Annotated in this window: 20 protein-coding genes and 1 tRNA gene; 9 read left to right on the forward strand and 12 right to left on the reverse strand. The window is 61.4% G+C overall.

Translation table 11 applies throughout. From position 1 onward, the window contains the following. Nucleotides 1-19 precede the first annotated feature (19 nt). Nucleotides 20-1,146 (forward strand): IS3 family transposase gene (locus E2A64_RS04855; protein WP_133284259.1). Its coding sequence is split into 2 segments (ribosomal slippage): nucleotides 20-260 and nucleotides 260-1,146, totalling 1,128 coding nucleotides; the frame shifts between segments, so codons are not numbered across the junction. A 424-nt stretch (nucleotides 1,147-1,570) separates the two neighbouring features. Here the strand turns inward: E2A64_RS04855 and E2A64_RS04860 are convergent. Together E2A64_RS04860 and E2A64_RS04865 are read right to left on the reverse strand one after the other, a co-directional pair. Beyond that, nucleotides 1,571-2,590, reverse strand: coding sequence for a hypothetical protein (locus tag E2A64_RS04860; RefSeq protein ID WP_133283281.1), 1,020 nt, complete (start codon nucleotides 2,588-2,590; stop codon nucleotides 1,571-1,573). Nucleotides 2,591-2,758: 168 nt separating this feature from the next. Then, nucleotides 2,759-2,832, reverse strand: a tRNA-Gln gene (locus E2A64_RS04865). A gap of 245 nt (nucleotides 2,833-3,077) precedes the next feature. On the opposite strand from E2A64_RS04865, the gene E2A64_RS17785 reads away from it, so the two are divergent. The 6 genes from E2A64_RS17785 (at nucleotide 3,078) to E2A64_RS04890 (ending at nucleotide 9,002) form a co-directional block, all read left to right on the forward strand. Further along, a complete protein-coding gene (locus E2A64_RS17785) occupies nucleotides 3,078-3,242 on the forward strand; it encodes a hypothetical protein (protein ID WP_158285685.1) in 165 nt (54 codons plus the stop codon). Between the two features lie 158 nt (nucleotides 3,243-3,400). Continuing rightward, a complete protein-coding gene (locus E2A64_RS04870) occupies nucleotides 3,401-5,104 on the forward strand; it encodes a Ppx/GppA phosphatase family protein (RefSeq protein WP_244598150.1) in 1,704 nt (567 codons plus the stop codon). Then, complete coding sequence (locus E2A64_RS04875; RefSeq protein WP_133283282.1) at nucleotides 5,101-5,856, forward strand: RlmE family RNA methyltransferase; 756 nt, start codon at nucleotides 5,101-5,103, stop codon at nucleotides 5,854-5,856. Before E2A64_RS04870 ends, E2A64_RS04875 begins: the two co-directional genes overlap by 4 nt. A 153-nt stretch (nucleotides 5,857-6,009) precedes the next feature. Beyond that, nucleotides 6,010-6,783, forward strand: a complete 774-nt coding sequence (locus tag E2A64_RS04880) for an MBL fold metallo-hydrolase (RefSeq protein WP_133283283.1) — start codon at nucleotides 6,010-6,012, stop codon at nucleotides 6,781-6,783. Between the two features lie 234 nt (nucleotides 6,784-7,017). Continuing rightward, nucleotides 7,018-8,520 carry an IMP dehydrogenase gene (gene guaB / locus E2A64_RS04885; RefSeq protein WP_133283284.1) on the forward strand — a complete coding sequence of 501 codons (1,503 nt, stop codon included), beginning with the start codon at nucleotides 7,018-7,020 and terminating at the stop codon, nucleotides 8,518-8,520. A gap of 59 nt (nucleotides 8,521-8,579) precedes the next feature. After that, the gene (locus tag E2A64_RS04890; RefSeq protein ID WP_133283285.1) at nucleotides 8,580-9,002 is read left to right on the forward strand and encodes an MAPEG family protein; all 423 of its coding nucleotides are present in this window, start codon (nucleotides 8,580-8,582) and stop codon (nucleotides 9,000-9,002) included. Here the strand turns inward: E2A64_RS04890 and E2A64_RS04895 are convergent. After that, complete coding sequence (locus E2A64_RS04895) at nucleotides 8,986-9,930, reverse strand: LysR substrate-binding domain-containing protein (RefSeq protein WP_133283286.1); 945 nt, start codon at nucleotides 9,928-9,930, stop codon at nucleotides 8,986-8,988. The two genes, E2A64_RS04890 and E2A64_RS04895, sit on opposite strands and share 17 nt — an antisense overlap. A gap of 268 nt (nucleotides 9,931-10,198) precedes the next feature. Between E2A64_RS04895 and katG the strand changes: the two genes are divergently transcribed. Then, entirely contained in the window at nucleotides 10,199-12,394 is a 2,196-nt protein-coding gene (katG, locus tag E2A64_RS04900) for a catalase/peroxidase HPI (RefSeq protein WP_133283287.1), read from the forward strand. 64 nt (nucleotides 12,395-12,458) lie between these two features. On the opposite strand, the gene E2A64_RS04905 is transcribed toward katG, so the two are convergent. After that, nucleotides 12,459-13,406, reverse strand: coding sequence for a LysR substrate-binding domain-containing protein (locus tag E2A64_RS04905; RefSeq protein WP_133283288.1), 948 nt, complete (start codon nucleotides 13,404-13,406; stop codon nucleotides 12,459-12,461). Between the two features lie 140 nt (nucleotides 13,407-13,546). Here E2A64_RS04905 and E2A64_RS04910 point away from each other — a divergent pair, with 140 nt between their 5' ends. Next, nucleotides 13,547-13,840 (forward strand): YjiS-like domain-containing protein, encoded by a 294-nt coding sequence (locus E2A64_RS04910; protein WP_133283289.1) that lies wholly within the window; start codon nucleotides 13,547-13,549, stop codon nucleotides 13,838-13,840. Between the two features lie 93 nt (nucleotides 13,841-13,933). Here E2A64_RS04910 and E2A64_RS04915 read toward each other — a convergent pair whose 3' ends face one another. From E2A64_RS04915 to E2A64_RS04950, 8 genes are all read right to left on the reverse strand, one after another. Next, the gene (locus E2A64_RS04915) at nucleotides 13,934-14,770 is read right to left on the reverse strand and encodes a DUF937 domain-containing protein (RefSeq protein WP_342210780.1); all 837 of its coding nucleotides are present in this window, start codon (nucleotides 14,768-14,770) and stop codon (nucleotides 13,934-13,936) included. Nucleotides 14,771-14,859: 89 nt separating this feature from the next. Beyond that, nucleotides 14,860-16,233, reverse strand: coding sequence for a glutamate--cysteine ligase (locus E2A64_RS04920; protein ID WP_133283291.1), 1,374 nt, complete (start codon nucleotides 16,231-16,233; stop codon nucleotides 14,860-14,862). A 161-nt stretch (nucleotides 16,234-16,394) separates the two neighbouring features. Next, the gene (locus tag E2A64_RS04925; protein ID WP_133283292.1) at nucleotides 16,395-17,141 is read right to left on the reverse strand and encodes a 16S rRNA (uracil(1498)-N(3))-methyltransferase; all 747 of its coding nucleotides are present in this window, start codon (nucleotides 17,139-17,141) and stop codon (nucleotides 16,395-16,397) included. Nucleotides 17,142-17,172: 31 nt separating this feature from the next. Next, the gene (locus E2A64_RS04930; RefSeq protein WP_133283293.1) at nucleotides 17,173-17,826 is read right to left on the reverse strand and encodes a hypothetical protein; all 654 of its coding nucleotides are present in this window, start codon (nucleotides 17,824-17,826) and stop codon (nucleotides 17,173-17,175) included. Between the two features lies 1 nt (nucleotide 17,827). After that, nucleotides 17,828-18,469 (reverse strand): LysE family translocator, encoded by a 642-nt coding sequence (locus E2A64_RS04935; RefSeq protein ID WP_133284261.1) that lies wholly within the window; start codon nucleotides 18,467-18,469, stop codon nucleotides 17,828-17,830. A gap of 58 nt (nucleotides 18,470-18,527) precedes the next feature. Then, the gene (locus E2A64_RS04940) at nucleotides 18,528-19,292 is read right to left on the reverse strand and encodes a metallophosphoesterase (protein WP_133283294.1); all 765 of its coding nucleotides are present in this window, start codon (nucleotides 19,290-19,292) and stop codon (nucleotides 18,528-18,530) included. Next, a complete protein-coding gene (locus E2A64_RS04945) occupies nucleotides 19,292-19,963 on the reverse strand; it encodes a LutC/YkgG family protein (protein ID WP_133283295.1) in 672 nt (223 codons plus the stop codon). The genes E2A64_RS04940 and E2A64_RS04945 overlap by 1 nt, the downstream gene beginning before the upstream one ends. Then, nucleotides 19,963-21,411, reverse strand: coding sequence for a LutB/LldF family L-lactate oxidation iron-sulfur protein (locus E2A64_RS04950; RefSeq protein WP_133283296.1), 1,449 nt, complete (start codon nucleotides 21,409-21,411; stop codon nucleotides 19,963-19,965). Before E2A64_RS04950 ends, E2A64_RS04945 begins: the two co-directional genes overlap by 1 nt. Between the last annotated feature and the right edge of the window lie 7 nt (nucleotides 21,412-21,418).

Here is a 21,418-nt window from a genome sequence, read left to right on the forward strand (position 1 = left end):
TTGAGGCAAGGAGGCCATGATGGGGTCTGGCAATTTCACTGATGAGTTCAAGCGCGATGCAGTCGCGCAGATCACTGAGTGGGGCTATCCGGTTGCGGAGGTTTCCAAACGGCTCGGCGTGAGCCCGCACTCGCTCTATGCGTGGAAGGAGAAGTTCTCGAAGCCATCGGGAGGCGATGGAGATCAGGCGGCTGAGATACGTCGTCTGAAGAAGGAGCTGGCGCGCGTCACTGAGGAACGCGACATCTTAAAAAAAGCCACCGCGTATTTCGCCAAGGATGCAAAGTGAGATACGCGTTTGTCGCCGAGCATCGCCAGCAATTTGCTGTGCGCGCGATGTGTCGCTGCCTGCGCATCCGCCCCAGCGGTTTTTATGCCTGGCTGAAGGCCCCATTTAGCAAACGAGCTCGGGAAGACGCACGTCAGACTGAACTCCTCAGCAAGGCGTGGAACGAGAGCGGCAGGGTCTATGGCTATCGCAAGCTGCATGACGATCTTCTCGATCAGGGAGAAACCGCCTGCGCCAACCGTATTGCCCGTCTTGCAAAGCTGGCCGGGATCAAGGCGCAGATCGGCTATAAGCGCCGTCCTGGCTCTTATGGCGGCAAGCCGTCAGTTTTTGTCGACAACACTCTTGCCCGGCAGTTCGATGTCGATGCGCCGGACAGGTCGTGGGTGACAGACATAACCTACATCCGCACCCAAGAGGGCTTTGCCTATCTGGCCGTGGTGATCGACCTGTTCTCGCGCCGCGTAATCGGCTGGTCATTGCAGAGCCGGCAGACCACCGACGTCGTGCTGCAGGCATTGCTTATGGCGGTGTGGCGTCGGAAGCCGGAGAACAGCGTTTTGGTCCATTCCGATCAGGGCTCGCAATTCACCAGCATGGACTGGGCGGCCTTCCTGAAGCACCACAATCTTGAGCATTCGATGAGCCGGCGCGGAAACTGTCACGACAACGCCGTGGCAGAGAGCTTCTTCAATCTGCTCAAGCGTGAACGGATACGGCGCAAAACCTATCGAACACGCCAAGAGGCAAGGCAAGACGTGTTCGACTACATTGAAATGTTCTACAACCCAAAACGGAAGCACGTCAGGAACGGGATGCTGTCACCCATGGAGTTCGAAAGGCAGAAGGAAATGTAACCCGAGGGCGTCCACGAAACTCGGGGCTATTCACTTTGCGCTTATGGGGTTCTGAAAAAGCGGACTCTACCATTTTTTCGGCAGGCCGCATCGCAAAGGTAAAAATATCATTTGCGAGTGCTGAAAACCTAACTACATCTAAGCTCTCTTCATCATATCCGACATCAATATCAGCCTTTAAGCCGGCGAACCCCGCAAGCGACTTATTTAGATGGATGAACTCGCTCTCATACGACCTAAGGAAATTTTCCCCACTTTTTCTATTTGCTAGGAGCAACTTTCGCCCAATTGTATTGAATTTCAAGTTCCGTCCCCATTTCAGTCAAAGCAATCTTTTACATAATAGCGCAGTAGCCTTTGGGAAAAAATCCGAGTTTAATGGTGTCAAGAACGCAAAGATAAAGAAGATCTGACAACTCGAACATTATCCAAGCCGTTGGAATGAAGCGCCCAATTTGATTAAGTAACCGTAGCGGACCCTATTTTGTCGCTGAGCTTCGGGGATCTCGCCGACGATGATCGGGAATTTGCCGAAGCTTTTAGTGTGGTGGCCGGCTAAAAAGGCCATCAAGACTTCACTACCCGCAAGGGCCTGCTGATAGAAAAAATTCATGAAATCAGAGACGTGCGTCGCCTCAACGGGCGTCGTTTTGTGTTTTACTGCTATCGTCGGTTCTTCCAAGGTTCGATTTGCGGTTACGCAAAAATCAAGCAGTTCAATTCTTTGGTCTGGCTTTGGATGTTCTATACAATGTCGAATGTTCCGCGCCATCTTTCCGAATTCAGCAAATTCTTTGGCGAACATCGCAAATTCTTCTGTGTTGTTGCTACTTGTTCTTAAGTATTCTGCCAATCCATCCAGCCAGGGCCCGGACTTACGAATTGTTTGCTCGTCGTAGAAAGCAATAATGATTCCAAAAATATCTTGAACAAAGTGGTCAATTTTTTGAATAAAGCTTTTTACATCGCTGCGAAGCGAAGGATACGAAGGTATTGACGCGGAATTATCTTTGGATGTGACCGCATCTTTACGCGCTTCCGCTAGATATAATTTAAAATTACGTGATATAACGTAAGCTCCACCAAGATCTAGTAAGCAATCCATCACGTGAGACATTAAGGCTTCGTGATCGATCCCTTCAACTAAATATCCCTCTTTAAACAACTCTGTTGCCGTGAGCAGGATCCTCACCACGATTTCGTGGTCAGATCCGAGATCGAAGAATTTTTGTATGGTATTTGGGATATCGGCGCGCGTGCGATCCGGGTCGATGTCATCGGCAAGGGCCACCGTGTAGATGGCTCTCTCTTTGATAACGTATAGGCGATCGTTCACTGTGATAAGTGACGTCACGGCTCCGTCGCTGTCATCGCCCACGTGGAATGATGCAGCGGAATCACGGATTTTATCGATCTGACTTTTAGCTATGTTATCCTTTGTCATCTCTTAGAGGCTTCCCTTTCCCTGCCTCAATCTTCGGCAATATGACGCTTGGGCGCAAGGTGAGCGATTGCGCAGTAAAATTGTTACACTCGAAACATACGCGCGACTGTAACACATGAGGTGCCAGGGTTTATTCCAAGGCATTGATTTTAATGTAAAAATAGGGATTGGCTGGGGAACCTGGATTCGAACCAGGACTAACGGAGTCAGAGTCCGTGGGTCTACCGTTAACCTATTCCCCAAAGCCGGGTCGTCGGGGGAGGGGGATGCGCATTGCAGCGCTGGCCGCGCCCGAACGGGTGGCTATTTAACATACTTGCCACCTGGATCAAGCCCTGTTTCGACATGACGAAACAGTTTTTGCGGCGCCGGCGGTCGCCCGTCACCGGCAAATGTTGGAACCTCTTCGCGCATCTAAGTGTTTCATTGCAAATGCGAGGCCGGCTTGCCGGTGTCGCTCGCCGCAAAGAGAAGACGGAGTGTTTTCATGACGGAAGAAGTCCCGCAGAAGAAGGCCAAGCAGGGTGAAAATTCCAGCAGGGTTCTCATTGTACTCGGTGCGTCGCTTGTCGCCGCCCTGGTGGTCTGGGGCGCGTCGGAACTCTATTTCGATATCGCGCTCGAACCGGAAATGGAACAGTCCGCATCCTGATCGGGAGGGACGGAGCCTGTCCGCCGACTTTCGATTTTCCTGAAAAACATTTTGCGAAGCGACCGGGATTTGTTAGTCTGGTGCCAACGCAAAACAAGAGCGCGCCTCTACGGGATGGTTTTACGGGCTAGTCCCGAACCGGCGCGGCAGGATATATCGTGACCGACTCCGCGGACGGCTCCAAGCCGCACCAAGTGGAGATACGGAACGGCAAGGCTTCGTCGGCAAGCGCCTCAAGGGCTGCGGCCGAAGGAACAGGGCAGGATGCGGGCGGAAATGCCTCGTCCTCTACCGGTGCCAGTGGCGGAACACCGTCCAGTGGCGCGCATGCCCCCGCATCTCCCAATTCCTGGAAGGCTGGCAAGAAACGCCGGCGCAGACGTCGCGGCCGCGACGGCGCTTCCCCGAAATCACAAACCCGGTCCGCAGCCCCTGCCTCGGCAGCCCCCGGCGCTGTAGTTCCAGGCGCGGCCGGCGCTGGCGACGTCCCAGGCGATGCCGGACCCCATGGCCGGTCGGGAGAGCCCGCGTCCCGTTCCGCTCCCGACGCCAGGTCGAGCAACTCGAGCGGCGCCAATAAAGGCGCCAGCACCAGCGAGAGCCAGGCGCCATCCAAGTCGAAGCGCCGTCGCAGGCGGGGTCGCGGAGGTGATGGAAAGCTGCGGGAACTGCAGGGCCACACGCTTCCGGCGAACAAGGAAAAATCGGGGAAGAACAAGCCAAGACAGCCGGGCGCGGCGGGAAATGTCAGCCGGGATCCGGCCGACCGGGCCGCCTCGCAGCGCGGGCGCTCGGACACGGCGCGTCAGCAGGACGACGATCTTTATGCCGCTCTCGACCTCGGCACCAATAATTGCCGTCTGCTGATCGCGCAGCCGACGCGGCCCGGCCAGTTCCGCGTCGTCGATGCCTTTTCGCGCATTGTCCGGCTCGGCGAGGGGCTTGCGGCGACCGGGCGGCTCTCGGACGAGGCCATGGAACGCTCGGTCGAGGCGCTGAAGGTCTGCGCAGCCAAGATCGCCGGCCGCAAGCTGCGCCTCAAGCGCCTGATTGCCACCGAGGCATGCCGCGCGGCCGAGAACGGCCCGGCCTTTCTCGACCGGGTGCGCGAGGAGACAGGGCTCGATCTCGAGATCGTCGACCGGGAAACCGAGGCACGGCTTGCCGTGGCCGGCTGCTCCTCGCTGATCGACCGCGGGACCGACGGGCTGGTGCTTTTCGATATCGGAGGCGGTTCGTCCGAGATCGCGCTGATCGACCTGTCGGAAAACCGCACCAACCGGCTATCCGATCACATCCGCGCCTGGACATCCCTGCCGATGGGGGTGGTCACGCTATCCGAGCGCTATGGCGGCGGAACCGTGACGCGCGAGACCTTCGACGCGATGGTCGCCGATGTCGAGAGCCATCTGGCCGCCTTCATGCCGCAGGACCTGCCCTCCTTCTTTTCCGGCGACGGGGATGCGCGATATCACCTTTTGGGCACGTCCGGCACGGTCACCACGCTTGCGGGGCTCCATCTCGAACTGCCGCGATATGACCGCCGCAAGGTCGATGGCGTCTGGCTCAGCCGCGCCGATGTCGATACGACGCTCGAGCGGCTCTTGTCCTGGAATTTCAACGAACGCGCCGCCAATCCCTGCATCGGCGCCGATCGCGCCGATCTGGTACTCGCCGGTTGCGCCATCCTCGAAGCCATCCGCAAGCGCTGGCCGTCGGAGCGCATGCGCGTTGCCGACAGGGGCCTGCGGGAAGGCCTTCTCAATGAAATGATGGGTCGTGACGGCGCATGGCGCCGCGCGGGACGCCGGTATCGGGCGCGCATGCGCGCCGGTAGCCATGGCGAAGGAAATCGCAAATGACCAAACCGCCATCTCCCAAGGGGCCGTCCAACGGCCCGACCCGTACCACACCGGGCGGCCGCAAGCTCGGGCAGAAGGTCAAGAAGAGCAAGCTGAAGGCTTCCTCGCGGCGCTGGCTCGAGCGGCACCTGAACGATCCCTATGTGCAACGCTCCAAGCACGAGGGCTACCGCTCCCGCGCCGTCTACAAGCTGCTCGAGATCGACGAGAAACACCAGATCCTCAAGGGCGCCAAGCGCATCATCGATCTCGGCGCGGCGCCGGGTGGCTGGTCGCAGATTTCCGCGCGCGTCACCGAATCGACGGACCTCGACCCGAAGGTCGCTGCCATCGACTTTCTCGAGATGGACCCGGTGCCCGGTGTCCGTTTCATCCAGATGGATTTCCTCGACGAGGAAGCGCCCCGAAAGCTCATGGATGCGTTGGGCGGTTCGCCCGACCTCGTGCTGTCGGACATGGCTGCGCCCACCACCGGTCACTCGCGCACCGACCATCTGCGCACCATGTATCTCTGCGAGGTCGCGGCCCATTTCGCCGTGGATGTTCTCAGGCCCGGCGGACACTTCCTCGCCAAGACGTTCCAGGGCGGTGCGGAGCGGGAACTGCTGACTTTCCTCAAGCAGAATTTCAGATCCGTCGTCCACGTCAAACCGCCCGCCAGCCGAGCGGAATCGGTCGAGATGTTCGTTCTTGCCAAGGGATTCAAGGGCCGCAGGCACAGCGATGAAGGCGAGGAGGCCGACACGGACTGAGGTGTTCGTCACCGTAAGAGGCGAGGCTTCGGGCTGGCCGCGAAAGCGACGATTGACCGCAGCGCCCGCCAATAACGAATATGTGTGTTGTCATGTCACGTTTCTGCTCCATCTCGACGTGATCAGACAGGGAGATCAACCAAGGAGAGCAAGATGACGTTCACGCGCCGACATTTCATCCACACCGCAGCGGCCGCCGCCGGCACTGTGATGATACTGCCTTATGCCACCCGCGCCTTCGCGGCTTCAGCCGATACATTCACTGCCGAGGCCGGCGACTTTGTCGTTCATCCGGTCGAGCACGCCTCCTTCGTTCTGGAGACGCCTGCGGGTGTGATCTATTCCGATCCGGTCGGCGATCCCTCGCTCTACGCGGATCTTCCCGCACCGAACCTTGTTCTCGTCACCCACGAACATGGCGATCACTTCAATGCCGACACGCTGACGGCACTCGTGAAGGACGATGTCGAACTGATCACCAACCCGGCCGTCCATGACAAGCTGCCCGACGGCCTCAGGGAGAAGGCCAAGTCGATGGCCAATGGCGATTCCGGTGAGTGGCAGGGCGTGTCGATCGACGCCGTTCCGGCCTACAACATCACCGAGGAGCGCAAGAACTTCCACCCGCAGGGCCGCGATAATGGCTATGTGCTGGGATTCAACGGGTTCCGCGTCTATATTTCCGGCGACACCGAGAACATCCCGGAAATGGGCTCGCTCGAGAACATCGACCTGGCATTCCTCTGCATGAACCTGCCCTTCACCATGGATGTGGAACAGGCCGCCGAGGCGATCGCCGCCTTCAAGCCGAAATATGTCTATCCCTACCACTATCGCGGCAAGGATGGCGGTACCCAGGATCCGGCCGAATTCGCCAAGCTGGTGGAGGGGCAGACGGAAGTGAAGATGGCCGAGTGGTACAGCTGACCCGGCTCGTAAGTGATACGAACGAAGGCCCGGCGCATCGCGCGCCGGGCTTTTCTGTTTCCGGACGGCGCATGCAGGTCCTGCGAAACGCTGATGGCGGCCTGACAGGGGTGCGAACGAACTTTCTGTCCATTTGGGCCGATCCGGTCTTCCGCATCGCACAAAGGCGTGTTACCAGCCCTTGCCAACGCGAAAGGCGGATTCCCGAAATCTGCATCTGACAGGAAGCTAGCGATGGCGCACATTCTCCAAACAGCCACGGGCACCCACGCCCTCACATTCGACGACGTCCTTCTCCAGCCGGGCCATTCCGAGGTCATGCCGGGGCAGACCGACATCTCCACGCGCATCGCCAAGGATTTCGACCTCAATCTGCCGATCTTGTCCTCGGCCATGGACACGGTCACCGAGGGTCGCCTCGCCATCGCCATGGCCCAGGCCGGCGGTATTGGTGTCATTCACCGGAACCTCACCCCGGTCGAGCAGGCCGAGCAGGTCCGTCAGGTCAAGAAGTTTGAAAGCGGCATGGTGGTCAACCCGGTCACCATCCAGCCCGAAGCCAAGCTGTCGGAAGCGCTCGCACTGATGAGTGCGCACGGCATTTCCGGCATTCCGGTGGTCGAGCATGCGGGCCGCGACCCCAATGGCCCCGGCCGTCTCGTCGGTATCCTGACGAACCGCGATGTCCGTTTCGCCTCCAATCCCGACCAGAAGATCCATGAGCTGATGACCAAGGAAAACCTGGTCACGGTGAAGGAAAGTGTCGACCAGGAGGAAGCCAAGCGGCTGCTTCACAGTCACCGCATCGAGAAGCTGCTCGTTGTCGACGGCGAGGGGCTCTGCGTCGGCCTCATCACCGTCAAGGACATCGAGAAGTCGCAGCTTAACCCGAATGCCTCGAAGGATGCGCAGGGGCGCCTTCGCGCCGCTGCCGCGATTTCCGTCGGCGATGACGGTTTCGAGCGCGCCGAGCGCCTGCTCGATGCCGGTATCGACCTTATCGTCATCGATACGGCGCACGGCCACTCCCAGCGCGTTCTCGATTCCGTCGCCCGGGTGAAGAAACTGTCGAACTCGGTACGCATCATGGCCGGCAATGTTGCCACGGCCGACGGCACCAAGGCGCTCATCGATGTCGGCGCGGATGCCGTCAAGGTGGGGATCGGCCCGGGTTCGATCTGCACCACCCGCATCGTCGCGGGCGTCGGCGTGCCGCAGCTTTCCGCCATCATGTCGTCGGTCGAGGAAGCCAATCGCCAGGGCATCCCGGTGATCGCCGATGGCGGCATCAAGTTCTCCGGCGATCTCGCCAAGGCGATTGCAGCCGGGGCATCAGCCGTCATGGTCGGTTCGCTTCTGGCTGGCACCGATGAAAGCCCCGGCGAGGTCTACCTGCACCAGGGCCGTTCCTTCAAGGCCTATCGCGGCATGGGGTCGGTCGGCGCCATGGCGCGCGGCTCGGCGGACCGGTATTTCCAGGCGGAGGTGCGCGACACCCTCAAGCTGGTGCCGGAAGGCATCGAGGGGCAGGTCCCCTACAAGGGGCCGGTTTCGGGTGTTCTTCACCAGCTCGCCGGCGGCCTGCGCGCCGCCATGGGCTATGTCGGCGGCGCCGACATCAAGTCGTTCCAGGAACGCGCGGCCTTCGTTCAGATCACCGGCGCGGGCCTGCGCGAGAGCCATGCCCACGATGTCACGATCACGCGCGAAAGCCCGAACTATCCCGGCGGCGCCTGATCGGAACAGGCTTGCCGGCTGACAAGATCTCATGATCATCGGCTCTCGAGGAGTATGCCATGACGAATACCGCACTATTCTGGCCGATGATCATCCAGGCGGCACTTACCTTCGCCGTCTACATCATCATGTCCCGCCGCCGGCTCGAAGGGGTGCGGCGGGGAAGCGCGAAACCGGCGGATTACAAGGTGCCGACCGTCGAGCCCGAATACAGCGCCACGGCGGTTCGCAACCTGTCCAATCAGTTCGAACTGCCGGTCCTGTTCTTCGTCGTCTGCCTGTCGCTGCAGATGACGGCGGGCGTCAATTACGCGGTGCTGCTGCTCGCCTGGGTCTTCGTGATTTCACGCCTTGCCCACACGATCATCCATATCGGCTCCAACAAGCTGCGTTTGCGCCGTCCGATCTTCATCGTCGGCTTCCTCGCCTGCCTGCTTCTGTGGATTTGGCTCGCCGTTCACCTTCTCATGGCGTCGCTCTGACCTCGTATGACGCCAGCGCCTGCCGAGCGTCGTCGATGATCGAAGCCGAGATCTGGGTGATGATGGTCGCAAGAGCATCGAAATCCGTGCGGCGGTGTGTGCCCCGACGGAAGAACAGCGCAATGTTCCGCTCAGGCACAGGCGGCGCGAACTCCATGATCCGGATGTCGCCACGCCTGAGGCTTTCCGCCGGCAGCGCGATTTCCGGCAGCAGCGTCCGGCCCATGCCGCTCGCGACCATCTGCAGAAGTGTCGTCAGTGACGTCGCGCCGTAATTGACGAGATTGGCCTCTGGCCTGTCCTCGCAGAGCGCCAGCGCCTGGTCGCGCAGGCAATGTCCCTCCTCGAGGAGCAGGAGCCGGTCGAGTGCGACATGATGCTGGTTGAGCGGGGAGACCAGGACATCGTCGCTTTCGCTTGCCACCATGAAGAACCGGTCGGCAAACAACTCCGTATGCCCGATCCATGGTTCGTTGATCGGCAGTGCCGCGACGATTGCGTCGAGACTGCCTGCATGAAGCTGCTGAACCAGCGTCTCGGTCACCGCTTCCTTCACACGGAATTCGAGCTTCGGAAAGCGTTCGGTCAGCACCGGGGCGAGAGAGGGGAGCAGATAGGGCGCGATCGTGGGAATGAGCCCGAGCTTCAGGGTTCCGCTCAGCACGCCCTGTTCCTGGCGCGCCTGTTCCTCGATCAGGCGCACTTCATCGAGAACGCGGCGGAAACCCGGCAAAAGCTGTTCTCCGGCCTCCGTCAGCACCACCGCGCCGCGATTGCGCTCGATCAGAACGCAGCCGAGCCGGCGCTCCAGCTCGGCGATCTGGGTGGATAGCGCCGGTTGCGAAACATGGACGTCCTGTGCCGCCTGACCAAAGTGGAGGCGGCGCGCCAGGGCATCGAAATAGGTCATTTGCTTGAGCGTGATCATGATAGGGAAAAGCTATCGATAAAATACAAAAATACAATTGGAAATTATCGAGACGATCCCTCATTGTCATCCGCGCGAGAAGTCGCGCGAGAGGGAGGAATTCGACTCCGAAGCGCTGAGCCGGCATCCACGACGTTGTCGTGCAACTGTCAGGTGGCAGCGCTAAACACGGTTGAACCGTGCTCGGCGGACGGAATTTCAACGCGCTTGAGATCGCTCCTTTTCGGAGTGGAAAATCAATAACATCCTTGAGGATGGGAGACGGAATATGGACGCTAAAGTCGAGAAATCGGGCAAGTGCCCGGTCATGCACAACACAAGTTTTGGCGGTCGTTCGAACCGTGACTGGTGGCCGAACCAGCTCAATCTCGGCATTCTTCACCAGAATGCGCCGGCAGGTAACCCGATGGACCCGGCGTTCAACTATGCCGAAGAGTTCAAGAAGCTCGACCTCGCCGAAGTGAAGGCGGATATCGCCAAGGTTCTGACCGACAGCCAGGAATGGTGGCCGGCTGACTGGGGCCATTACGGTCCCTTCATGATCCGCATGGCCTGGCACTCCGCCGGCACCTACCGCACAGCCGACGGACGCGGTGGCTCGACCTCCGGCTCGCAGCGTTTCGCCCCGCTCAACAGCTGGCCGGACAATGCCAACCTCGACAAGGCCCGTCGTCTGCTCTGGCCGGTCAAGAAGAAGTACGGCAAGCAGCTATCCTGGGCTGATCTGATGATTCTCGCCGGCAACGTTGCGCTGGAAACCATGGGCTTCAAGACCTTCGGTTTCGGCGGCGGCCGCGACGACATCTATGAGCCCGAGCAGGACATTTACTGGGGCACCGAGGAAGAGTGGCTGGGCGACAAGCGCTACAGCGAAGGCCGTGCTCTCGAAAACCCGCTCGCTGCCGTGCAGATGGGACTGATCTATGTGAACCCGGAAGGCCCGAACGGGACGCCGGATCCGCTGGCCTCGGCCAGGGATATCCGCGATACCTTCGCGCGCATGGCCATGAACGACGAGGAAACGGTCGCGCTGATCGCCGGCGGCCACACCTTCGGCAAGACCCACGGTCAGGGTACTGCCGACATCGTCGGCGCCGAGCCGGAAGGCGCTGATATCGCCGAACAGGGCTTTGGCTGGACCTCGGGCGACGGCAAGGGTGGCAAGAACGCCTTCACCTCGGGCCTCGAAGTCATCTGGACCGATACACCCACGAAATGGGGCATGGGCTTCTTCCACAACCTGTTCGAATACGAGTGGGAGCTGACCAAGAGCCCGGCCGGTGCGCACCAGTGGCAGCCGAAGAATGCCGAGGCACAGGGCACCATCGAGGATCCGCACGAGCCGGGCAAGCGCCGCACGCCCAACATGCTGACCTCCGACCTCGCGCTTCGCCTTGATCCGGCCTACGAGAAGATCTCGCGCGATTTCTACGCCAACCCGGACAAGTTCGCCGACGCCTTCGCGCGCGCCTGGTTCAAGCTGACCCACCGCGACATGGGCCCGAAGGTTCTTTACCTTGGTTCGGAAGTGCCAGCCGAAGAGCTGATCTGGCAGGACCCGGTCCCCGCCGTCGATCACGAACTTGTCGATGCCTCCGATATTGCCGGCCTCAAGGCGAAGATCCTCGCATCCGGTCTTTCCGTCCGCGAACTCGTCTACACCGCCTGGTCGTCGGCTTCGACCTTCCGTGGTTCCGACAAGCGCGGCGGCGCCAATGGTGCGCGTATCCGTCTGGCGCCCCAGAACGAGTGGGAAGCCAACGAGCCGGAACAGCTCAGGAAGGTCCTTGCCGTTTATGAAGGCATTCAGCAGGACTTCAATGGCGCCCAGTCGGGCAACAAGAAGGTTTCGCTGGCCGACCTGATCGTTCTCGGCGGTGCCGCCGCTATCGAGAAGGCTGCAAAGGACGCCGGCCATGACGTCTCCGTGCCTTTCGCGCCGGGACGCACAGATGCGACCGCCGAGCAGACCGACGCCGAATCCTTCGAGCCGCTCGAGCCGCGTGCCGATGGCTTCCGCAACTATGTGGATGCCGAGTTCACCGTGCCTGTCGAGCAGCTTCTGGTCGATCGCGCCCAGCTTCTCACCCTGACCGCTCCGGAGATGACCGTTCTCATCGGCGGCCTTCGCGTGCTTGGTGCCAATCATGGCGACATGCCGCACGGTGTCTTCACCGATCGCAAGGGTACTTTGACGAACGATTTCTTCGTCAACCTGCTGGACATGGGCGTGGCGTGGAAGCAGGCCGAAGACGACGAACACGTCTATGAGGGCCGTGATCGCGCTACCGACGAAGTCAGGTGGACGGCAAGCCGCGTCGACCTCGTCTTCGGTTCGAACTCGCAGCTTCGTGCGCTGGCCGAGGTCTATGCGGCTGACGATGCCAATGGCAAGTTCGTCGCCGACTTCGTGAAGGCCTGGAACAAGGTGATGAACGCCGACCGGTTCGACCTTTCTGCCTGAACCCTTCCGGCATCGACATGAAACGGAACCGGGGCCTTACGGCCCCGGTTTTTTGTTGCCCGGCCTACCAGGCGGCAAGGGTGGGCGCATCGGCCCGTATGCCGCGATCGCGGCGACTATTGCCCTTGGCCGTTTCGTCTTCCTCGGTCACGGGCGTGATGTTGTCGAGGCTGGCCGCGATATGGCCGCACAGGGCATCGACGAGCGCCTTCGGCGCGCCCGGCCGGCGCATGAGCCCGATCTGGGCGGGGGCGAGGGCGGGGAAACCGTCGAGCTGCGAAAGGATACGCATGCCCGGCCTGACCGCGCACTCGGGCAGCAGCGAGACGGCAAGCCCGCTCAGGACGGCCGACGTCACGACGGTAGCCGACCAGCTGGTGAACAGGATCTGGTACTCGCGTCCGGAGGCATCGAGCGCGGCGCAGGCGAGGTGTCGCCAGCGGCACGACGTCCGTCCGACAGCCAGTGGCACGACCGGATCCTCATGCACCGTATGGTTCATCGAGGTGACCCAGTAGAGCGGTTCGGTCCTGACAACTTCGGAGCTGCGCTCGAGGGGATCGTGGGTAACGAGCGCCACATCGAGTTCGCCGCGCTGCAGCCGCGCCGACAATTCCGACGAGGGCTCGCATTCGATATAGAGTTCGACGCCCGGATGGGTTTTGGCAAAACGTGCGATGATGCCCGGCATGTAGCGGTCGGCATAGTCGTCCGGAGTGCCGATGCGGATCATGCCCTCGAGTTTCTGGTCGTCGAAGGCCGCCATCGTCTCGTTGTTGAGCCGGATCATCCGCCTTGCATAGCCGAGCAGTCGCTCGCCCTCGTCCGTGAGCCGGTTGGTGCGACCATCCTTGATGAAAAGCGGCTTGCCGATCCGCTCTTCCAGCCGTCGCATCTGCATCGAGACGGCCGACTGCGTCTTGAAAACCTTTTCCGCGGCACGCGTGAAACTGCCTGAATCGACGATGGCAATGAAGGTCTGCAACTGATCGATGTCGAGAGGTGCGGGCATGGACTTGTCCCATCAAGATTGTTGATGAACAACATTAAAAACATTCGTTGGACTGATCAATACTCATTCGACATGTTGTCGACACCGGAGAAGGCGCCGACCGTCGTTGCGCCTCCGGTCCAGACGAAGTGGAAAAAACGATGACCAGGCATTCCCGGATAAACCCACCACTGCCCATAGATCAGGCATCCGGGGCAGTAACGCTCGACTATGGATCGGCAAGGCTCGGCCGCCGCCTGCGTGCCGTCTACCAGGCGCTGCGCAATCGCATCGCTGCGCACAAACTGTACGACATGACGGACGAGCAGCTCGCCGATATCGGTCTCACCCGCGCCGATCTGCGCCACAGCTTCGTCGCCAATGATCAGTTTGATCCGACCATCGAGCTTGCCTGGAAAGCGCGCACCAACGCTCGCCAGATGCGCCGTCTCTGAAGGATTTCAAAGGTCCCCGGCGGGCTGTCCAACTAAGTTCCCAGCCCGCCATTTCCCCGGCCGCGCGCCCTGTTGCGGCCGGGTTTTTTTATCCTAGCGTCCGCCCTTCATGCCCTGAAGATACTGGTCGAAGATCGATTCCATGTCCTTCTGATAGCCGCGCTGGATCTCCCGGCCGGATTCGAACATCTGGCCGAATATCTCCTCATAGGGATTTGGCTTGTGTTCGGGGTCTGGTTCGGGTTGCGGCTGGGGTTCGGGCTGCCTGGTCGCCCCGCCCATCATCTGCTTGAAGATGTCGGCGAAGGGGTTGTTGGCGAAAGGGTTGGTGTCCTGCGATTGTGCGCCGGAGGTTTGCCCGCCGCCGAAATAACCGCCCATCATGTTTTCGAGCATCTGTCCCAGCGGATTGTTCGCTCCTGACGAACCGCCCGGCCTTGCATACCCGCCCTTCATCATCTCGGTCATGATGTCGGCGATCACATTGCCCGATCCTCCGCCCGCGCTGCCGCGCATCTGTCCGGTGGATTGCTTGAAAAGCCCGCCCATGACCATCGAGGCGATGATCGGCAGCATCTGCTTGAAAATGCTCTCCGCTATGCCGGTCACGGCTGCGGCCTGGGCGGCGACGGCGCGGCTGACGTCCTTCGAGCCGAAGATATGGCCCAGAATGCCGTTTCCTTCCTCGATGCCCGAGGGTGAGAAGGCCTTCTGCATGTTCTCGAAATACTGGGCGTGATGGCCGCCGGCGAGGGCCTGCAGAAAATTGCCGACATCCATCGGGTTGTTGGCATTGCGCTTGAGCCCAGCGGAAAAGGCCGGCATCAAGGCTTCCATCGCCTGGTCGACCTGCGCTTCGCTCAGACCGAACTGACGCGCCATCGCCTTCATGGCCTCGGTGTTCTGGGCCATCATATCGTAAAGCGGCATCATCGCGGCGTCCTCCCATCTGATTGGTATGGGGGAGCTTAACTTGCCGTTGCGCAGGCGGCAATGACGGCTGAAGGCGAGGCGCCGGCTCAGTAGGCGTATTCGGCAAACAGCGGTTCGATGGAACCTTCCCAGCGCCCCCGGTACTGCGCCAGCATTTCCTCGGCAAGCGTGGTGCCGCGCGCCACGGTTTCCTCGAGAGGGGCAAGGAAGTGGCTCTCGTCATGGCCTTCCGAGTTCAGCCGCGCGCGCGCGACGAGCCCCTTGCGGGAAATGCCGAGCACCGTCTTGCCGACCTGTTGCAGGCTCTGTCCGCGGAACATGGTCTTCAATCCCTGGCGCGGAACCTCGTCGCGCATGGCCTGCACGTCGTCCAGCGTCCAGTCGCTCGTGTAAGCGTGGATCTCGTCGAGGGCCGTGTCGTCGTAAAGAAGCCCGACCCAGAATGCGGGCAGGGCGCAGATGAGGCGCCACGGTCCACCGTCGGCGCCCCGCATTTCGAGGAACTTCTTCAGGCGGACGTCCGGGAAGACGGTCGACAGGTGGTTGGTCCAGTCGCCGCGTGTGGGTTCCGGGTTCGGGATCTCGCCCTTCAGCGCGCCGTTCATGAATTGACGGAAGGTCACATGGGTGGCGTCGATATATTTGCCGTCGCGAATGACGAAATACATGGGAACGTCGAGTGCCCACTGGGTGTAGGCTTCGAAGCCGAAATCGTCGTCGAAGACGAAGGGCAGAAGCCCGGCGCGCTGGTTGTCGGTGTCGCGCCAGATGTCGCCGCGCCAGGAGACCAGGCCGTTCGGCTTGCCGTCGGTGAAGGGCGAGGAGGCAAAGAGCGCGGTCGCGAGCGGCTGCAGCTTCATGCCGACCTGCATCTTCCGCCGCATGTCGGTTTCCGAGCTGAAGTCGAGATTCACCTGGATGGTGCAGGTCCGGTACATCATGTCGAGACCCTGGCTGCCGACCTTCGGCATGTAGCGGGTCATGATGTCGTAGCGCGATTTCGGCATGCGCGGGGTTTCGCCGAACCCCCATTTCGGGCTGCCGCCCATGCCGATGAAGCGAATGCCGAGCGGATCGGCGATCTCGCGCAGCTGCGCGAGATGGGCATTCGATTCGCGGCAGGTCTGGTGGATGGTTTCAAGCGGCGCGCCGGAGAGTTCGAACTGTCCGCCCGGCTCGAGGCTGATCGCCCCCTGGCCCGTCGGCTCGACAAGTCCGATGATCTTGCCCGAATCCATGATGGGTTCCCAGCCGAGCATCCCGGACATGCCTTCGAGCAGGGCGCTGATCGATTGCTCCCCGGCATAAGGCACCGGACGGTTGCCCTCGGCAAAGAAGACGAACTTCTCGTGCTCGGTCCCGATGCGCCAGTCGGACTTCGGCTTGCAGCCGCTTGCAAGGTAACCGGACAGTTCGTCAGGCGAGCTGATCAGCGTATCGTCGGTGGTATCACGTGCCATGGGAGTTCCGTCAGAGCAGTCGGGTCGATCTCTCGTGCCATTTATGGCTCAAGGGCGAAAGCCGTACCTGATTGGAGACAAATGATCCATCACGCAAGTCAAAAGCTCTGAACACTGGTACAAAGATGGTTGAACAATGAGGCGTCGGGTGACCGTCCGTCTCAGCTGCGATTGCCCCAATCGCCGCAAACCATCTGCACAGCTGTCAGAGCCGCGACCGCGGCCGTGTCGGCACGCAGGATGCGCGGCCCGAGCGGAATTGCGGTCACGAAGGGTTTTGCCCGTAGCGTTTCGCGTTCGTCGTCGGAAAAGCCGCCTTCCGGTCCGACAAGTAGCCCGAGCCTTTCGCCCTTTAGCGTCGCGAGTATCGCCGCCGGATTGTCGGTGGCGCTGTCCTCGTCGCAGAAGACGAGATGGCGGGACAGGTCCCAGCGCTCAAGCAGATCGTCGAGTTTCGTCGCATTCGCGAGTTCCGGGATCGCCAGCACGCCGCATTGTTCCGCCGCTTCCAGAATCCAGGCTTGCATCTTGTCTGGGTTGAGGCGGGTGTTCTGGGTGAATTGCGTCATCACCGGCTGAATGACGCCGGCGCCCATCTCCACGGCCTTTTCGACCATCCAGTCGAGACGGCCCGCCTTGATCGGCGCAAAGCAGAAGACAAGATCGGGCGCAGGGGGCTGGGCTCGCTCCAGTTCCAGCGGGACGAGAACCGCTTTTTTCTTCGCGGGGCTCTCGAGCCGCGCCCGCCACTCGCCGTCGCGGCCATTGAACAGAAGGAGTTCGGCTCCCGGCTCCATCCTGAGAACGGTCAGAAGATAATGCGACTGCTCCTTTTCCGCCGCGATGGCCAGACCGGCGGAAATGGGAGCGTCGACGAACAGGCGTTTGAGTTTGTAGTTTGCACGCATGGTCCAGCAATGAAGATGCCGGGCGCGCGGGTCAAGCCGCCTGGTCGGCGGAAGGGTGCCATTCCGGTCTGTAGCCGGCCTTCAGGCAGCCGATAACGGATTTCGGGGTCACCACCGTGATCGGCTCGATATTCAGGTTCGAGAAGTTGAGCGCCGGTGCATATTCGCTGAACCCCCAGGGAAGCGCCCGGCCGTCGCGGAGAGCAAAATAGGTCGCCCCGGCCAGCACGATCGTTCCGTCCGGAAGGTCGGGGAGCGAGGCCGGCCTGACCGTCTCCGGCTTCCTCGAACGCGAATGCAGCCGCTCGGCGTGCAGGGTCCTGTTCATGTCGGTGGCCGCACCCTTGCCCTTGTTGGCCTCGCACCATGCTGCCTTGAAGCTGGTGGCATTTTCCCGCCGGCAGGTGTTGCAGGGCCGATGCCCGGCGGCCAGCGCGGTGATCTCGTCGAGGAAGAACAATTCCGTCCAGCCTGCGCCGCCGTTTCGGCCGTTCTTGCCCCAGACGTCGCGCTTTCTCTCCCTGTAGGAAAGCGCGCAGCAGATCCAGGCTGTCGTCGACCAGCGCTTGCCGCCGAGCGTCTTCGTCTCCGGATCGTGTATGACGCCGCGGTTGCCGATGAACAGGCCCCTCGATTCCGAGGAAAAGAGATCGCCCGCCGGATCGACGCGATTTTGATATGGCATGTCAGCCTGCCCTGCGTGTGAGAGCGGCGGCAGCCCCCGCCATGATCAGCAGCGATCCGCCCGTCCGCGTCACGGCTCTGAGGACCTGAGGGCGCCGGACGATCCGTCGCGCGGATGACGCCAGCAGCGCATAGGCGGCCGCATTGATCACCCCGAGCAGCATGAAGGTAAGCACGTAGACGATCGCCTGTGTGCCGTAGGCGCCCGCTGGATCGATGAATTGCGGTACGAAGGCGACGAAGAACAGGATGCCCTTGGGATTGAGGACGGTGACCAGGAACGAGTCGCGGAACACCGGGAGGAGTGCCGCTGCGGGCGCTTCGCTCTCGACGCCCTGCGACGGAATCTCCGGCAGGGCGACCGGAGTGCGCCACATCTTGAGCCCGAGCCACACGAGGTAGGCCGCGCCCGCGAATTTCAGTATCTGGAAGAGCGTCGCCGATGTGGCGAGGATTGCGCCTGCACCGGCCATTGAGAACCCGGTGGCGATCAGGTCGCCAAGGGCAACACCCGCGACACTGGCGAATGCCACGCGACGTCCCTGTGCCAGCGCCTGCCCGATCACCAGAACGATGGTCGGCCCGGGGATCACCAGGATGATCAGTGATGCTGCGATGAAGGCGAGATAGAGGTGAAGCGAAATATCCATGAGGCCGGTCCCATCCCTTGGAAGCCAAGCAAGCCCTGATTGCGTCCCTCCGTCAAGCCAGTTCGCGGCGGGCGACGCCATCCTCGCTCGCCTGCAAAAGCCATTTCTTGGTTCCCTCCGCCACGAGCGCGGTCAGCACCGAGGTGGAATACGCGCGTGTGTCGATGTTGATCCGGTTGCGCAGGATTTCGGGATGATCCGCAGGTGTGTGGCCATGCACGATCAGCTTGGGATGAAGTTCGCCACAGGTGAGAAATTCCTGACGGATCCAGATCAGGTCCTCGCGTGCCTGTTGGTCGAGCGGTATGCCCGGACGGATGCCCGCATGACAGAAGAAATAGTCGCCGAAACCGGCCGACGCCCGCAGGCCGGTCAGGAAGGCGAGATGGGTTGAAGGCACCGCATCGATGAGCGCCTGCCTGGAAGCCTCGAGCCGCGCTCCATCCGATGTATCGAGTGTGACGCCATAGCTGGCAGCCGTTTGCAAGCCTCCGAATTCGACAAAGAGGCGATGGCTGTCCCCGTTCGTCAGGAAACTGAGCATCCCGGCATCGTGATTGCCGCAGAGCGAGAGATGTCGCGGATCGTCGGAGCGCTCGATCAGCCGGTCGATGACGCCGCGCGAATTCGGGCCGCGATCGGTATGATCGCCGAGCGTCAGGATGCGCCAGTCGTCGGGACGGTCCGCAGCGATTTCTGCGTCGATGGCTTCGAGCAGGGTATCCAGTAGTCCCAGGCAGCCGTGAATGTCACCGATGGCAACGAGGCGCGTGCCGTCGGGCGTTGCGGCATCCTCTATGGCGATGCCGCTCGCCATCAATCGACGATGATCAGGTGCAGCGCGCGGGGGCCGTGGGCGCCGAGCAAAATCTTTTGCTCGATATCGCCGGAGCGCGACGGGCCTGTCACCAGATTGAGCGCGCGGGGCATCTGCCCCTTTCCGAGCGCACCGCGCAGCCGGTCCCAGATGCTTTCGAGATCGCCTTCGATATCCGCCGCCTTGACCACGACGATATGGTGGTCGGGCAGGAAATTGAGCGTCGTCGGATTGTCGGCGCCGGAGGGAAGCGCAACCGTGCCGGTTTCCGCGATACCTGCCAGGGCATGGCTGACCGCGACCAGATCGTTGCCGTCGGATGCGCCATGAAGGACGTCGAGCGTGCGCTCGCCGTCCCATCCGGCATTCTTCAGCCGTGCGTCATCGCCGATGCGGATGCTGGCCGGCAGATTGTGCTCCCGCAGATAGGTCGAGACCGCACCCGCCACATCCGCATAGTCGCCGACCTCGGCTATGGTCGCGCCGAATGTCTGCGCCATCGCCTGAAACAGCTCCCGCCGCTCGGTATCGGCAAGCTGACCGCGTTTGGGCATGATGCCGCGCGGCGAACCGGAAAGCCGGGCGGATACGGCTTGCCTGCGGCCTTCTTCATCCCCTCCGGATGCGTTGACCTTGCGGATCCGTGCGAGAATGGAATCGCGCGCGCTCATCAGGCGGCCCTTTCCTGACTGGGATTCTGCTTGAGCGCCTCGCGTTGCTGCCATTGCTGCTGGAAGGTCCGTCCCTGCGGCGCGGGCAGGTCGCGATGGCGCGTCCAGCCGCCGGCAAAGGGCAGCGAGCGGAAGCGGTGCTTCGTGCCTCCGAGGACGCTGAGCGCCGGAATGCCGAAGGATGCCGCTATTCGGTAGAGCTTTGGTCGCTTGGCGAAGAAGGCCCAGAATTTCAGCCCGTAGCGAGCCGTTGTGGGCGTGAGGTGTCTTTCGAACTCCCGTTCGCGCCAGTGCCGCATCATCTTCGGCAGCGGAATGCGCATCGGGCACACGGCCTCGCATCGGCCGCAGAAGGTCGAGGCGTTCGGCAGCTGTCCGGTCTTTTCGATGCCGTTGAGCGAAGGCGTCAGGACGGCGCCCATCGGCCCGGGATACACCGAGCCATAGGCGTGCCCGCCGACGGATTGATAGACCGGACAGTGGTTCATGCAGGCCCCGCAGCGGATGCAGCGGAGCATCTCCTGATATTCGGTGCCGAGCATCGACGAGCGGCCGTTGTCGAGAAGAACGACGTGGTATTCCTTCGGCCCGTCGGGATCGCCCTTCCGGCGCGGGCCGGTCGAATAGGTCGTGTAGCAGCTCATGTCCTGCCCGGTCGCCGAACGCGCCAGGAGCCGCAGGATCTGCGCCGTGTCCTCGAGCGTCGGCACCATCTTCTCGATCGAGGCGACGACGACATGCACATCCGCCAGCGTCTGGGTCAGGTCGCCATTGCCCTCATTCGTCACGATCACCGAGGAACCCGTTTCGGCGATCAGGAAATTGGCGCCGGTTATGCCGACCTTGGCCTCGAAATATTTCTGCCGGAGCACCTGTCTGGCTTCGCTGAGCAGGGCTGCCGGTTCCGACAGGTCGCGCGCCGCTTCGAGATGGGTGTGGACGCGGCGGAAATCGCTCTCCACCTGTTCCTTGTTGAGGTGAACGGCGGGCGCGATGATATGGCTCGGATGTTCGCCGCGGAGCTGGATGATGTATTCGCCGAGGTCCGTCTCGACCGGCGTGACGCCGTTCTCTGCCAGATAGTCGTTGAGCCCGATCTCCTCGGTGATCATCGACTTGCCCTTGTTCACCGTCCTGGTGCCGGCCTTGCGGCAGATGTCGAGAACGATCGCGCGCGCCTGTTCCGCGTTCTCCGCCCAGTGGACGATGCCTCCGGCTTCGGTCACCTTCTTCTCGTAGGCTTCGAGATAGAGATCGAGGTGGGCAAGCGTGTGGTTCTTGATGTCGCGGGCATTGTCGCGGATCGCGTCGAATTCCGGCAGCGCATCGGCGGCCATCTGGCGCTTTCCTATGAAGCCTTTTTCGACATTGCCGAGCGCACGCTGCAACTGCGCGTCTAGAAGCGCCTTCTGCGCATGTTCCTTGAAACGGTCTGACGTCAGTTCCATCTGCCGC

Source organism: Pseudohoeflea suaedae, assembly GCF_004354915.1.
Lineage (GTDB): Bacteria > Pseudomonadota > Alphaproteobacteria > Rhizobiales > Rhizobiaceae > Pseudohoeflea > Pseudohoeflea suaedae.